This window comes from Nostoc sp. (genome assembly GCF_036917975.1).
Taxonomy (GTDB): domain Bacteria; phylum Cyanobacteriota; class Cyanobacteriia; order Cyanobacteriales; family Nostocaceae; genus Nostoc.
Genome location: NZ_JBALEJ010000049.1, coordinates 226,764 through 243,424, shown reverse-complemented (window position 1 = coordinate 243,424; position 16,661 = coordinate 226,764). Strand labels below are relative to the sequence as shown.

Sequence of the window (16,661 nt, the reverse complement as noted above, 5' to 3'; positions counted from 1 at the left end):
AAATTGTTAATATGCAGTTTTAATGCTTAGGGACTTCCAAATAAAAAAATATTCAATTAACTCTTGTGGGGTGGGCATCTTGCCCGCCCAGTCGATATGGCGGGCAAGATGCCCACCCCACAATATTGGATATGCTCCAACTGAGCCTCCTGCCTCCTTCAATAGCTTCATCAAAGAATATCTAAGTACTAACACGAGTATATACAATTAAGCTGATACTATAATACTGAGGATGAAATAATCCGGCGAGTATATTCTTAAACAATAGTTTTTGGCGGATACAATGAACCAAGGTGTTAAATCTAGTCTGCCCAATAGACTAGATAAAGTGACAAAATAACGTAAGATCATGGCATTCTACTGAAGATTATGGCTCAAATTGTCATGCAGAATCAGAGGGGGATAACAAGTTTTCAGCCACTTGATGTTGAACTGCGTAACGTCTTCAAGTTTTTTAACCAAGAACCAGCAGTAAATGGAATCGACTTGGATGTTAGACAAGGAGAATTTTTTAGTATTTTAGGCCCCTCCGGTTGTGGTAAAACAACAACACTGCGCTTAATTGCTGGGTTTGAAATCGCTGACGCTGGTAAGGTGCTGATTCAGGGTCAGTCTATGACTAATGTGCCGCCTTACCGCCGACCCGTCAATACTGTATTTCAAAGTTACGCTTTATTTAACCACCTAAATGTCTGGAATAATATCGCCTTTGGACTGCGGTTAAAAAAAATACCCAAATCGAAAATTGAATCTAGAGTCCAAGAAGCTTTAAAACTCGTGAAAATGGAAAGTTTGCGATCGCGCTTTCCCAATCAACTTTCTGGTGGTCAACAGCAGCGAGTTGCTTTAGCTAGGGCTTTAGTCAATCGTCCCACCGTTGTATTGTTAGATGAACCTTTAGGGGCATTAGATTTAAAGCTACGTAAGGAAATGCAGGTTGAGTTATCAAATTTACACAAAGACTTGGGATTGACCTTTGTGATGGTGACACACGACCAAGAAGAAGCATTATCTTTGAGCGATCGCATTGCTGTGATGAATCAGGGCAAAATTGAACAAGTTGGTACTCCCAGCCAAATTTACGAACGTCCCTGTACATCTTTTGTTGCTGATTTTATTGGCGATACTAATTTATTCAGTGGTGAAATTGTCTCAGTAGACTCCACCAATGTGCAAATTTCGACAAAAACAGGACTCTCAATTGTCATTAGCCGCACTGAAGATACACCAACTGAATTATCACAAGCTGTAGTCGTGAGTGTGCGTCCAGAAAAAATACAGCTTTCGCTTTATTCACCAAACTTGCCAGCTAACTGCTTTGAAGGACGGCTGATCAACGTTATGTATTTGGGTACACACGTTAATTATGTTGTGGAATTAACAAATAGCATTAGGATTCATGTATTGCAACCGAATACTTTTGGCGTTTTACCAGACCGCGATACACCTATTTATATCTGGTGGGCAGAAACCGATTGTTTAGCAATTAGTCAATAGTCAAACAATTTTGGATTTTAGATTTTAGATTTTAGATTGACCGGAGATTTATTCTACGTAGATTCTATGGGTGTACTTCCAATACGGTTCGGTTAAGGTTTTTTGATGAAAATTCTAGATGGCAAAGACGCGATGAATCGCCGTCTCACTGATTATTGTAGAGACGGCGATTTATCGCGTCTCTTGCTTTAACCGAAACATATTGGGTGTACTTCTTCACTCAGCAATCTTCATTGGCGCACTGGAATAGCAATTACAAACTCTGTACCTTGTCCTGGGGATGAATTGCATTGTATCGAACCACTATGTTTTTCTACGATAATTTGACGAGCGATCGCCAACCCTAACCCCGTCCCTTTGCCCACAGATTTAGTAGTAAATAAATGGTCAAATATCTTTGCTTTGACTTCTTCATTCATGCCATTAGCGTTATCAGCAATTTTTATTTCAACATGATGATCTTTCAAGGAAGTTTTGATTGTAATCTGGTGAGGATTTTCTTTAATTTCTGCAAAACTCCGCCCAGTATTTGATTCATCCAGCGCATCAATAGCATTAGCCAGAATATTCATAAATACCTGATTTAGTTGCCCAGGAAAACATTCAACTTTCGGTAAGCTTCCATATTCAGTTATCACTTCAATTGCTGGGCGTTGCTCATTTGGTTTGAGACGATGCTTGAGAATTAAAATCGTACTATCAATACCTTCATGAATGTTGAATGGCACTTTGTAATCTTTATCTGCACGGGAGAAAGTTCTTAAACTAGTGCTGATATTTTTGAGGCGATCGCACGCTATCACCATTGAATCAATTGACTTGGGTAAATCTTCTAAACTATAACTTAAGTCAATTTCTTCTGCATGATCAATAATTTCAGTACTCGGATTGGGTAGACTTTGTTGATAAAGTTTCAAGTGTTGAACAACATCAGCAATAGTTGGTTTAGCTTGTTTGAGACTCGCAGCAATAAAGCCCAAAGGATTATTCATTTCATGGGCGACACCAGCAACTAAATTACCCAGTGCAGACATTTTCTCACTTTGAACAATTTGTAATTGTGCTTGTTGTAAATCTTCTAAAACTGTTCCGAGTACCTGAGATTTTTCGGTTACTGCTTCTTCAGCTTGTTTGCGATCGCTAATATCAATAGTTGTCCCAACTAGGCGATAAACCTTGCCTGTCTGATCTTTTAAGGGATTGAGTGTAGTCAACCACCAAATTTTCTGTTCATTAAATGTTAGACATTCTTCATAGGTGACGAGTACACCAGTTTGGAAACAATGGAGATATTTTTGTTCTACTGCTGCACCTTCATCAGAAGGAATTAATTCTTGCGGAGTTTTACCCAGCACTTCTGCAGCAGGTATCCCAATCACTAATTCGCACGATTTACTCCATCCGGTGTACTCAAACCTACCATTATCCTGGACATCAATCACAAAGATCAGACAGCCAACACCTTCATAAATACTACTGAGGAACTTGTCTCGCTCTTGGAGGTGATTATATAATTGGGCATTTTCTAAAGAAATTGCGGCTTGAGTGCAAAGGAAATTGATCACAGAAAGGCGATCGCTAGTAAATACCCCTTGAGTCAGTTGATTTTCTAGATAAATAATCCCTACCAAACGCCCTTGATTTATAATCGGGGTACATAATACACTCTGGGGTTGTGTTCGATACATATATTCCCCAATCAAACCGATAATATCTGTTTTGCAATTGTTTATAACTACTGTTTTTTGAGTATTTTTAACGTAATTGATCGCTTTTACGGGAATATCTTGACAATCATCGAGTAATTGAGATTCCAGAATGGTTTGTATTTTCTCATGATTAATAAAGGTAATTGCCCTAACTTGCCAAATATCATCTTGGGGAAGAATTAACACAGCTTTTTTCGCACCGGAGTTTTCTAGGATAATGCTAGTCAAGCTGGCAATGAGTTGATCTAATTCTAGAGAACTTGAGATAGTTTGAGCGGCTTTGAGGATTGAGGTAAAATCTAGGGCATTAGAAATACTGGTGTTGGTAGTAGTAGAAGCGCGATGAGATGAAGAAGTGCCAGAAGAAAAAGCGATAGTTTCTAGAGGATTGAAATTAATTTGTCGCTGTTGCAGAATTGTTTGCAGTAGTTGAGGATAGCGCTTTTCTAAGTCTTCTATTTTGGCTTTTGCACCCCAACGAGCATAACAGTAGTATGCTTCCTGCATATATGTTTGGGCGACTTTTTCTCTACCCCAGTCGAGATAGAATTTGGCAGCGAGTTCGTTAGCTAGGGCTTCTTCTTGGAGATATTGGTTTTTTTGAGCCAGTTGAATAGCAAGATCGTAAAGTTCCATTGCATGTGTATTCTGTCCGTAAACGCGATATTTTTCGGCTTCGACTAAATAATATTTATGCTGGAAGTTCATGGGAGCATGAGATGTCCATTGTTTCAGTTTTTGCTGATTAACAAGGACTCGCTGCTGCAATCTTTCTTGTTCCTCTTCACAAGTATCAGGTAAGATAGCTAGCTGGGTTAATGAATCATAAAAATGAAAAATTGCTACCATGATACAGCCAGCTACCCCATCTAAATATTGTTGAGCATAGTCTGCCACTACAATAGCTTCATCCCATTCTTGGAACAGATAGCAAAGGATCAATTTATTGACGTACAGCGTACCAATGGCGTAAAGATCGTTAGCAGTTTGGTGCAAGGGCAGCATTTTGGCTTCATTATAAACTACGCCTTGAAATTGCCAAGGTAGATGACTTTGACTAACTGAAGTTGACCCTAAATTCAAAGTAGATTGATAGAAAATCTTCAGATAGTTGTAAGAAACTTCCTGCTTAAGTTGAGCCAATGCTTGACTATAAGCGGCCATTTCTTTTTCTAAAACAGTTAGTTCTTTGCCTAAGAAAAAGGATAGAGAACAGTAATTATAAGCACAGTAAGCTGCATATTCTAAAGCACCCATTTCCAAGCCACTCTGATATCCTTCCAGGAGAGGAACAAGAGATGTTTGAAGGGGATATTTCCACGGCTTCACAAATGGATACACCATGTTAATCGTGCTGGCTTTAAATTCCTGACTCCGAGATTTTGCCAGGAGATCCAATGCCAATTGACCTGCCTGATTTCCTAACTCAATTTCCCCTGTGATACAAAGAATCACGCCATACCAAGCGTAAGCCAGTGTGGATACAGTCGCATTGCCTTGTTGAATCGATAAGCAAACCTGTTTACACACTATCATTGGCAACAGAGGGGGAACTGCTTGATAGACTGCTGCTGTCACTACTGCCAGAATTCGGATGACTGCTAGGGATTCAGGATCGGTCATTTCAGGCAATTTCAGCAATTCTTCTAACTGCTTTTGGTTCAAGAGTAACTTAGTTTCTTGTAAACTTTGATTAATCTCTGCTGGGCTAGGCTGGGTTGTAAACACAATTCCAAATAATTCCAGAACTGTGAGGGCGATTTTAATAGCTTCGGGTTGTTTGCTCTGTGCCACATAGGCCAGAATTTTTATTTCGTAGACTTTAATAGTGTTTAGTAAGTGTTGAGCATTGTGCAACACATCATCCACAAGTTGCTCCATTAACTCAAAATCACCGCTCAGACAAGCAACTTCGGCAGCTAACTCATATAAAGCTAAAGTCATTTCATAACAATGTTGCCAGCTTTCTATAGTTAGCAGTTCAATGCCTTGATTTAAATACTGCATTGCGGCTACATAAGCAGTTGAAGATTTTGCCTTTTGTCCAGCCGCAAAATTGAGCATTGCTAGTTCGTAGCGCTCAGTTTGAGTAGTAATTAATGCGACTCCCTGATTCAACTGGTTAACAATTTCAAACAGTTTCTCATCTCGCTCCTGTTCGGGTGTGGCATTAAGTAACCTTTGTCCAATTTTGAGATGCGTCAGTTGTTTTTGGTTTTCGGAAATAAGAGAGTAGGCAGCTTGTTGTACTCGATCGTGCGAAAATCTATATTTAGCTAATTGTTTATTGTTAGTTTCATTTTGACTCGCTAATTTATCATTATTTTCCCCTTGATAAAGTTTATAAAAATCGCTAATTGGTAAAACCAACCCTTCTTGTAAAGCTTGCCATAAATCAGCAGATGTCTCGGTTTCAAGTTGTTCTGCAACAATAGCTAAAGTTGCCAAATCAAACTGATTGCCAATACAAGCTGCTAACTGCAAGATATTTTGAGTGGATGGCGGTAATTTTCGTAATTGCAAACCCATAAAGGCAACAATATCATCTGTAATCGATTGTTCATTAATTTGGGCAATATCACACTGCCACCCCCCCGTAGCCCTGCCTTGGTAAGGGGGGGTAAATTGAATGAGATTCTCGTGATGCAATGCCTTGAGAAACTGGATCGCGAAAAATGGATTACCTTGAGTTTTCTGCAATACCAATTGAGAAAGAGGTAATGCTAAGTTTTCTGTACACTTAAGTGTTTCAGCAACTAATTGATTTATTTGCTCTTGACTAAGTGGTGCTAAAGTAATCGTATTAATCGTTGCTGCTGTTTTTTGGATATCATTCAAAGTCAACATTAATGGATGTGCTGGATTAACTTCGTTATTACGATAAGCACCAATTAAGAACAGATGCTTGGTATCAGCCATTAATAACTGCATTAACATTAACGATGCCGAATCAGCCCATTGCAAATCATCTAAAAATATTACTAATGGATGTTTGTCACTAGTAAAGACTTGAGTAAATTTCTGGAATAATAAATTAAATCGTTTTTGTGCCGCACTTCCTGATAATTCTGTAGCGGGGGGTTGTTGACCAATGATTTTTTCTAATTCGGGGATAACTTCAATAATTACTTGTCCATTATCACCTAGAGCCGCTAATATCTTATTTTTAAATTGTTGAATTTTAACATTATTTTCTGTTAATAGTTGCCCCATTAAATCTCGGAAGGCTTGCACAAATGCGCTGAAGGGAATATTCCGTTGATATTGGTCATATTTACCTTTAATAAAATAACCGCGTTGTTTGACAATTGGTTTATGAATTTCGTTAACGACAACGGTTTTACCAATACCCGAAAAACCAGCTACCAGCATCATTTCTGTTGCACCAAGGCTAACTCTTTCAAATGCTTGGAGTAGTGTTTCTATTTCTGCTTCTCGTCCATAAAGTTTGTCGGGAATAATGAAGCGATCGCACACATCCCGTTGTCCAATTTCAAAGCCTTTTATCTTACCATCAACTTGTAGCTGATGTAAACATTTTTCTAAATCAAACTTCAATCCCAATGCACTCTGATATCTATCTTCGGCATTTTTTGCCATCAATTTCATCACGATATCTGACAATATTTGCGGAATCTCTTTATCTTTAACCTCCTGAAGAGATGGTGGTATCTTTGCTAAATGACAATGTACCAATTCCATCGGGTCGTTTGATTTAAACGGTAAAACTCCAGTCAATAACTCGTAAAAAGTCACACCCAATGAATAGAAGTCAGTACGGTAGTCAATTCCGCGATTCATTCTGCCTGTTTGTTCAGGAGAAATATAACTAAGTGTCCCTTCTAACACATTGGGATTGATTAGTGTTTGAGTTTCCCGTGGTAGGAGGGATGCAATACTAAAGTCAATTAATTTAACTTGTTTGGTTTCGGGATTAATTAAAATATTGGCGGGTTTGATATCTTTATGAATAATCCGCTCTCGATACAATATATCTAAGGTATTGCACAGTGCGATCGCTATTTCTAAAAACTCCATCAGAGATTCTACGCTTCCTCCCACTCCCCACTCCCTACTCCCCACTCCCCAATCTTTGAGAGAAATCCCGCCAAAGTCTTCCATCACCAGCGCATAGCCATTCTGATAGGCTTCTAGGCTATAGGTTTGGACAATTAGCGGTGAGTTGAGGTTTTTAGCAATAGTGTACTGATTGCGAAACGACAAGAGTTCACTGAAATTCGGATAAGGATTTTTCAGTAGTTTAATGACTACAGGTAATGAGTCGGTTTCTCGATACCCTCGATAAACTAGAGTTCTGGAACCATTGTAGAGTTCTTCACTTACCTTGTATCCGGGAATATTCACAAGATTACTAACCATACTGCTAAATCTTTAAGACTTCCAGATTTAGTGTTCCCAGAATAGATCAGGTTATTGATAAACAAAAGTAAAGTTTTTTACAAAGGAATTGTAATGATAAATTCTGTACCCTCACCTAGAACAGAGTTAAAATTCAATTGACCGCCGTGGGTTTCTTCGATGATTTGCCGAGCGATCGCCAACCCTAATCCTGTACCTTTACCGACAGCTTTCGTAGTATATAAATGCTCAAAAATCTTTTGTTTGACTTCTTCATTCATGCCATTAGCGTTATCAGCAATTTTTATTTCAACCTGATGACCTTTCAATGAAGTTTTGATTGTAATCTTGTGAGGATTTTCTTTAATTTCTGCAAAACTCCGCCCAGTATTTGATTCATCCAGCGCATCAATGGCATTAGCAAGAATATTCATAAATACCTGATTTAATTGCCCAGGAAAACATTTGACTTGTGGGAAATTACCATAATCAGTTATCACTTCAATTGCTGGACGTTGTTCGTTTGCTTTCAGGCGATGTTTGAGAATTAAAATCGTACTGTCAAGACCTTCGTGGATATTAAACGGCACTTTATAATCTTTATCAGCGCGGGAAAAAGTTCTTAAACTAGTGCTGATATTTTCCAGGCGATCGCACGCCATCACCATTGAATCAATTATCTTGGGCAAGTCTTTTAAGGTATAATCCAAGTCAATTTCTTCGGCATGGTCGATAATTTCATCACCTGGATTGGGAAAACTTTCTTCATAGAGTTTGAAGTGTTTAACAATATCCGCAAGGCTGGGTTTAACTTGTTGGAGGCTGGCAGAAATAAATCCCAAAGGATTATTCATTTCATGGGCTACCCCAGCAACTAAGTTACCCAATGCAGACATTTTCTCACTTTGGACAATTTGTAATTGGGCTTGTTGTAAGTCTTGTAGTGCAATTCCGGCTTGTTGATACAGTCGAGCATTTTCTAGGGATACTGCTGCTTGGGAAGACAGTAAGTTAATTATACTGAGGCGATCGCTGTTAAATACCCCTTGAATCCTTTGATTCTCTAAATAGAGAATCCCCACCAAATGCCCTTGATTAATAATCGGAGTACAAAATACACTTTGGGGTTGATGTTGCAACATATATTCCCCAATTAAACCAGGGATATCTGTTTTGCAATTGTCTATAACCACTGTTTGTTGGGTATTTTTGACGTAATGGATAATTTTTATAGGAATATCTTGACAATTGTCTAGTGATTCTGGGCTAAGGCTGGTTTGTATTTTCTCACGATCAATAAAAGTAATTGCTCGTACTTGCCAAATATTTTCTTGGGGAAGTAGCAGTACAGCTTTTCTCGCGCCAGAGTTTTCTAAGATAATCCGGGTGAGACTGGCGATAAGTGTATCTAATTCCAGAGAACTGGAAATAGCTTGAGCGGCTTTCAGGGCAGAGGTAAAATCTAAAACGTCGTAAATATTGGTGCCGCCAGTAGTATTCGTGTAACTAGATGAGAAAGTCCCAGCAAAGCCAATAGTTTCTAAGGGATTGAGATTGAGATTAAGTTTTTGTTGTTTCAAGAGAAATTCGAGTAGTTGGGGATAGCATTTTTCTAAATCGGTAACTTTGGCTTTTGCTCCCCAACGGGCATAACAGTAGTATGCTTCTTGCATATAGACTTGAGCGATTTTTTCTTTACCGCATTCGAGGTAAAATTTAGCCGCGAGTTCGTTTGCTAAAGCTTCTTCTTGAATATAGCCGTTTTGTTTTGCCCCTGATATTGCCAGGTCGTAATATTCTTGTGCTTGAAGTTTATTGCCGAGAATTCTTGAGCGTTCTGCTCTAATTAAATCGCATTTGTGTTTAATGTCGGTAGGAACTAATTTTGCCCGTCGTTCTAGGTTGTGCTGAATTTTGGTAACTCGTTTGAGTAACTGCTTTTTTCGTTGAGGTGAGGAGTTAGGATAAGCAGCCAATCGCGTTAAGGCATCATAAAACCAAGTAGATATAATACCATTGATGCCAATTAATTCTGGTTCGTAGGGAAGGGAAGCATCTGCTGCATCAAGTGCTACTGAGATATTATTAAACAAGTATGCAATAAGTACTTTGTAGCAATAAATAGTAGAAAGAAAGACAGCATCATTACTGGCTTGAAAGTGGGGAATTAGCTGTGTTTCATCGCACTCTGTGCCAACTAATATATGGGGTTGCAAAGATGCCTCCGTCAGATTTAGCATTACCTGCCGCAGTATAATAATTTGTTGTAGACTCACTTCATTGGGTATTTCCGTTGTCAATGCTTGATGGTAGAGTTCAGAGATTGGTAACAACTCAGTGAGTGACTTTCCTAAGAATAAACCTACATTAATTTCACTGAAGTATCCCACACCTACGAAAGCAAAATCTCCACAATTCAAGGCTGCCTGTTTGCCTTCTTGAATCAAGTGTAAGCTGTTGCTGAGTGGTTGTTGCCAAAATTGGCTGAAGATTGCTATGCTTACTTTTATTTTTCCTTCAATGTAGAGGTTTGGTAATTTATTTAGTAACTTGAGGGAAAATTGCCCCATTTGATAACTTGCTTCTAATTCCTGCAAATTTGATAAAATAATGCTATAGATTGTATAAAAACTAGATGACCAGATAGAATTACCCTGTTGAAGGGATTTTTGGACACCCAGAAATGCCAATAGTGCCATTAATGGCTGCGAACAGAAATATGCTGGATAGGAAATTAAATTGCTAATTCGCAGTACGACAATAGTTTCTGGATCTGTCATCACAGGTAATTGCAACAGCTTTTCTAAGGAATTACCACGCAATAAAACCTTAGTTTTGATTAATTCTGCCAACACTTGTAATTTACTTGGCTGCGATGGTAATTTAATCCCTAATAATTGGAGAAATTCTAAACCCGTATCAATCGACTTTTGATAATTCTTCTGGGCACTATAAGCTTGAATTTGAGCCTCATAAACAGCAAGGTTATCTGCTACTGTTTGGGAATTCAGTTTTACTACCTGCATCAATTGAGTAATTTCTGCAAACCTACCCGTCAGAAATGCTGTATCTGCGGCAATATTATGCAAACCAAGAGTAATATTATATTGCCGTTGCCAACTATTATCATCTAACAAACTCATCCCTTTTTCTGCATAACTAAAAGCCGCAGAATATGCCGTTGCCCTTCTCGCTTTCTGAGCAGCATTGAGATTGATTTGAGCAACTTTACTTTTCTCAACATCATCGGCGATCAGGGAAATTCCCATATTCAATTGATTGGCAATATCAAATAATTTATCTGTTTGTTCGCCATCGGGAGTATTGGATAATAATAAACGTCCAATCTGTAAATGTGTTGCTTGTTTATCTTCATCAAGAATCAATGAATAAGCAGCTTGCTGAATGCGGTCATGGGAGAATCTGTAATTAACAACATGGGACATTTCTTGTTGATAAATTGCTTCTTTCTCGGCAATATAAAATTTATAAATTTCACTTTCTGGTAAAATCAAAGCTTCCTGCAAAGCTTTCCAAAGTGCGGCAGCAGTTTCATTTTCTGACTGTTGAGAAACAGCTGCTAAGGTCATCAAATTAAATTGATTGCCAATACATGCCGCTAACTTTAAAATCCCTTGGGTTGAAAAAGGCAGCTTTTGTAACTGTTGCGCCATAAATTCTACCACATCATCAGTCAATGCAGCTTGTTTAACTAGAGTAATATCGCACTGCCAGCATCCTAGATCAGAGTTGAATACAATCAAATTATCTTCATACAAAGCCTTGAGGAACTGTGTACTAAAAAATGGGTTTCCTTGAGTTTTTTGATAAATTAACTGCGTCAAAGGTGTCGCTAGGTCGTGTATGCAATTTAAAGTATCTGCAACCAGTCGATTTAAAGTATTTTCACTAAGAGATTGCAATGTAATACTATTAATAACTGCACCCACTTTATGCATCTCCTCCAAAGTCATCATCAAAGGATGTATTGGAGACACTTCATTATCCCGGTAAGCACCAATTAATAATAAATATCCGCTATTCTCAGCCATCAATAATTCAACCAGTTTGAAAGAAGCCGAATCAGCCCACTGTAAATCATCCAAAAACATCACTAAGGGATGTTTTTTAGTTGTAAAAACGCTAATAAATTTCTGAAATATTGAATTAAATCTATTTTGGGCAGCAGTTCCTGATAATTCTGGTACTGCTGGTTGGATACCAATAATTCTAGATAATTCGGGGATGACTTCAATAATTACTTGTCCATTTTCCCCCACAGCCTCTAATATATTGCTTTTCCATTGCTGGATTTGAGCTTCACTTTCTGTTAACAGTTGTCCCATTAAATCTCGAAATGCTTGCACAAATGCACTGAAAGGAATATTGCACCCAAATTGGTCGTATTTCCCTTTGATAAAATAACCGCGTTGCCGCACAATCGGTTTATAAACTTCGTTGACAACTGCTGTTTTACCAATTCCCGAAAAACCAGCTACCAGCATCATTTCTGTTGCACCAAGGCTCACTCTTTCAAATGCTTGGAGGAGGGTTGATACTTCGGTTTCTCGTCCATAGAGTTTATCCGGGATAATAAAGCGATCGCACATATCCCTTTGGGCAATTTGAAAGTTCTCAGTGGAACCCGTTTCTTGCAGTTGAGTTAAACAATTTTCTAAATCAAATTTCAGTCCCAAGGTACTTTGATAGCGGTCTTCACCATTTTTTGCCATCAATTTACTGACAATCTCCGAGACTACAGACGGGATTTGTGGGTTAATTTCATGTACTAGGGGTGGAAGTTTTGCAATATGACAATGCACCAACTCCATCGGATCGTTTGATTGAAATGGTAAAACACCAGTAAGTAACTCGTAGAATGTCACACCCAGAGAATAAAAATCAGTCCGATAGTCAATTCCCCGATTCATTCTGCCTGTTTGTTCTGGGGAAATATAAGCTAGTGTCCCTTCTAAGACATTGGGATTAATTAGTGTTTGGGTTTCTCGTGGTAGTAAAGATGCAATACTAAAGTCAATTAATTTAACTTGTTTGGTTTCGGGATTAATGAGAATATTGGCGGGTTTGATGTCTTTATGAATAATCCGCTCTCGATACAATACATCTAAGGTATTGCACAGTGCGATCGCAATCCGTAAAAACTCTTCACCAGACGCGATATATCGCCCCTGGTCAGAGGTGAAATAATCTTTGAGAGAAATCCCGCCAAAGTCTTCCATCACCAGCGCATAGCCATTCTGATAGGCTTCTAGGCTATAGGTTTGGATGATTAACGGTGAGTTGAGATTTTTAGCAATGGTGTACTGATTGCGAAATGACAAGAGTTCACTTAAATTCGGATAAGGATTTTTCAGTATTTTAATCACTACAGGTAATGAGTCGGTTTCTCGATACCCCCGATAAACCAAGGTTCTGGAACCATTGTAGAGTTCTTTACTGATGCGATATCCGGGAATACTGACAATAGTGCTAACCATACTGCTAAATCCTTAAAACTTCCAGATTTAGTATTCCCAAATTACTAGTACCGCAAGGCGGAATTCAAAATTCAACCAGGACGCTTTCTATGAGATGCTACGCGATCGCAACATGGCAGGCTGTTCCAGCTGATGCCTCAATTACCCAGCGATCGCCTCTGGATATTTCTTCGCTAGTCCCTACAAACGGGTGCAGGTACGAAATATATAGGGTTTCGAGGTTCAGAACAAAAAACAAGCGATCGTTTCAGTAACGATTTTCCTTACTTGTAGGCTCGGTTTGCCGGAGGATTGGCTCTATTTCTGATTACCTGCACTGTTCTGTAGGAACTACCATCGCATTGCTCTCATTGGGAACTGATATATTACTTATTATTTTTTTTTATATTTTAATTATTCACTTCATTCTCTACTTAATTATTTTCTTAACTGTCTTAACTGTCTTAAATGTCTACTTAATTATTTTCTTAACTGTCTTAACTGTCTACTTAATTATTTTCTTAACTGTCTTAACTATCCAATTAATGATAACTAAACGTCTTAACTGTTATTGCATTTTATTGATAAAGCTGAGATGATCTTAAAGACAGATGTTTATAGCTATTTTTGGAGATAAAGCAAAGATAATACTTGGCTGAAGGTGTATGACAAACTTTCTTAGTGAGTTCGAGTTGCTGCGGGGCGTAAACCTAGTCCTTTAGAAGCAGCAATTGATAGTCAATCAGTATATAGGACTCATATTTGATTTCTGAAATATACGTAGGGTGCGTTACACCAAAGGCTAACGCACCAGTTAACGATTTAGGTGCGTTAGGCTACGCCATAACACACCCTACAGATACTTAGATTTTTTCAGAAATCAAATCGCACTCCTATATATTCATTCAGACTCCTGCATAATGAGATTTAACTAAAAAGCCGCTTAATTTATTTAAGTAGGCACAGCAAAAAGTGGATTATCTTAAATAATTCGTAATTAAGTTTTGTGACGGGGATTTAGACTCCGACCCAAAACTTGCCAGTTATTGAACTGGGGGATTTAAACCCACGGTAGTCGGTTAAACAATTTCACGAAATTCTGGTAAGAGCAATTTGTGAATTTTTCGATTATAAGGAGAAAGTTCATGGTATCAAAGATTAACCAAAAATATCAAAAAAATTAACAAGACTTAAATCAAAACAATGAGCTTAAACTGATAGGTTTAAATGGACAATGACTTCAAGTAAGCAACCTTTTGAGTTGCCGAGTTTTTATGTACCTTGGCCGGCACGGCTGAACCCAAACCTGGAAGCAGCACGGGTACATTCTAAAGCTTGGGCTTATGAAATGGGAATTTTGGGTGGGGCAGAAGGATCAGAAGATTATGGGATTTGGGATGAGCGCAAGTTTGATGCCCATGACTATGCACTATTGTGTTCCTATACCCATCCAGATGCCGATGAACAGATGCTCAATCTGGTAACTGACTGGTATGTTTGGGTATTTTTCTTTGACGATCACTTCCTTGAGCTTTACAAGCGTACCCAAGATATGTCCGGGGCTAAGAAGTACCTCAATGGACTACCAGCGTTTATGCCTGTACAGCCCCAAGAAACGTCGCCAGAACCCACCAACGCCGTAGAACTGGGTTTAGTAGACCTCTGGAATCGCACCATTCCCAATGCCTCCCAAGACTGGGTAATCCGATTTTCTGAAAGTACCATCAATCTTCTCAAAGAATCTCAGTGGGAACTCGCCAATATCAGCCAAGATCGAGTCGCGAACCCCATTGAGTACATTGAGATGCGCCGTAAGGTAGGGGGAGCGCCCTGGTCAGCTAACCTAGTAGAACACGCGGTTGGGGCAGAAATTCCAGCTGCGATCGCGCCATCTCGACCAATGCGTGTCCTCAAAGACACCTTTTCTGATGGGGTACATCTGCGAAATGACATCTTCTCTTATCAAAGAGAAGTAGAAGAAGAAGGGGAAAATGCGAACTGTATCTTGGTCTTGGAACGATTCCTCGATGTGAGTACCCAAGAAGCAGCCAACCTGACTAACGACTTACTCACATCTCGCGTGCAACAGTTCGAGAATACCTTTGTTACTGAACTTCCTTCCTTGTTCGAGGAATATAGTCTGACTCCTGATGAGCGTCTGAAAGTTGTCCTATATGCCAAAGGACTTCAGGACTGGCAGTCGGGGGGTCATGAGTGGCATACGCGATCGAGCCGCTACATGAACCAGGCATCAGACAAATCTTCGACAGCAAGTTGGTTTTTAGGTGGCCCCACTGGACTAGGCACATCGGCCGCCCGTCTGGGAGCCTTATACGATAGTTTGGGACTAAAACGGTTTAAAAGCTTCACCCATGTTCCCTATCAGCCTGTAGGGCCAGTAACCCTGCCACAGTTTTATATGCCCTTTTCCACCAGTTTGAATCCCCATCTAGAAGAGGCTCGGCGGCATTCTAAGGAATGGGCGCGTCAAATGGGGATGCTGGACAGACTACCAGGGATACCGAGCATTTACATTTGGGATGACCATAAATTCGATGTGGCTGACGTAGCTTTATGCGGTGCTTATATTCATCCCAATGGGTCTAGTGCTGAGTTGAATATCACAGCCTGCTGGCTGGTTTGGGGAACCTATGCTGATGACTACTTCCCGGCGCTGTATGGTTATAGCCGCAACATGGCCGGGGCGAAAATCTTCAACGCTAGGTTATCGGACTTTATGCCCCTTGATGGGAGTCCTGTTCCCGAAGCCACCAACCCAGTCGAACGGGGTTTGGCGGATATTTGGGCGCGGACGGCTGGCCCCATGAACCCTAATGCTCGTCGTCTGTTTCGTCGGGCGATTGAGGATATGACGGAAAGCTGGTTATGGGAACTAGCTAACCAAATCCAAAATCGCATTCCAGACCCGATAGACTATGTGGAAATGCGTCGTAAGACCTTTGGTTCCGATCTAACCATGAGCCTGTCTCGACTTTCTCAAGGCGACGAGATCCCACCAGAGATATTCCGCACCCGAACCATGCAGAATATCGATAATTCGGCTGCTGATTTCGCCTGTTTGACAAACGATATTTTCTCTTATCAGAAAGAAATCGAATTTGAGGGCGAGATTAATAACGGTGTGCTGGCGGTTCAGAATTTCCTGAACTGCGATATCCCCCACGCGATCGCAATTGTTAACGACCTGATGACCTCTCGTGCCCTTCAGTTTGAACATATTGTTGCTACTGAACTCCCTGCCTTGTGTGATGATTTCGGACTGGATACAAGCACCCGTAAGAAACTGTACGGATATATCAAGAAACTAGAGCAGTGGATGTGTGGGGTACTCAAATGGCATAGAGCAGTAGACCGCTATAAGGAATTTGAATTGCGGAATAACTCGACAGAAAAACGCTTACTCCAAGGCCCTACAGGGTTAGGCACTGCGGCGATCCAGATTAGACCAAGTGTCGGTCAGGAAACAACTCAAACCAATGTTCAGCCAGTGGTGCAGAACTTACTGAGTGGCCCAACAGGGTTAGGGACTTCAGCTACCAAAATCGGATCGCTATTAATTAAGAACTAAAAGACATCTCCGAAAAAGAATGTAGAGACG

5 protein-coding genes are annotated in these 16,661 nt (G+C 39.8%); 2 read left to right on the top strand and 3 right to left on the bottom strand.

The window, feature by feature from the left end; all coding sequences use genetic code 11:
- Positions 1-369: 369 nt before the first annotated feature.
- Entirely contained in the window at positions 370-1,497 is a 1,128-nt protein-coding gene (locus tag V7K76_RS22155) for an ABC transporter ATP-binding protein (protein WP_335030005.1), read from the top strand.
- Positions 1,498-1,727: 230 nt separating this feature from the next.
- Here the strand turns inward: V7K76_RS22155 and V7K76_RS22150 are convergent, their stop codons facing one another.
- The 3 genes from V7K76_RS22150 to V7K76_RS22140 all read right to left on the bottom strand — a co-directional run bounded on the left by V7K76_RS22150 (position 1,728) and on the right by V7K76_RS22140 (position 13,301).
- On the bottom strand, positions 1,728-7,586 hold the full coding sequence (locus tag V7K76_RS22150; RefSeq protein WP_334779668.1) for an AAA family ATPase: 5,859 nt from the start codon (positions 7,584-7,586) through the stop codon (positions 1,728-1,730).
- A gap of 77 nt (positions 7,587-7,663) precedes the next feature.
- On the bottom strand, positions 7,664-13,063 hold the full coding sequence (locus tag V7K76_RS22145) for an ATP-binding sensor histidine kinase (protein WP_334779669.1): 5,400 nt from the start codon (positions 13,061-13,063) through the stop codon (positions 7,664-7,666).
- A 97-nt stretch (positions 13,064-13,160) separates the two neighbouring features.
- Positions 13,161-13,301, bottom strand: a complete 141-nt coding sequence (locus tag V7K76_RS22140; protein ID WP_334779670.1) for a hypothetical protein — start codon at positions 13,299-13,301, stop codon at positions 13,161-13,163.
- Positions 13,302-14,276: 975 nt separating this feature from the next.
- On the opposite strand from V7K76_RS22140, the gene V7K76_RS22135 reads away from it, so the two are divergent.
- Positions 14,277-16,631, top strand: coding sequence for a family 2 encapsulin nanocompartment cargo protein terpene cyclase (locus V7K76_RS22135; RefSeq protein ID WP_334951770.1), 2,355 nt, complete (start codon positions 14,277-14,279; stop codon positions 16,629-16,631).
- Positions 16,632-16,661: the final 30 nt, after the last annotated feature.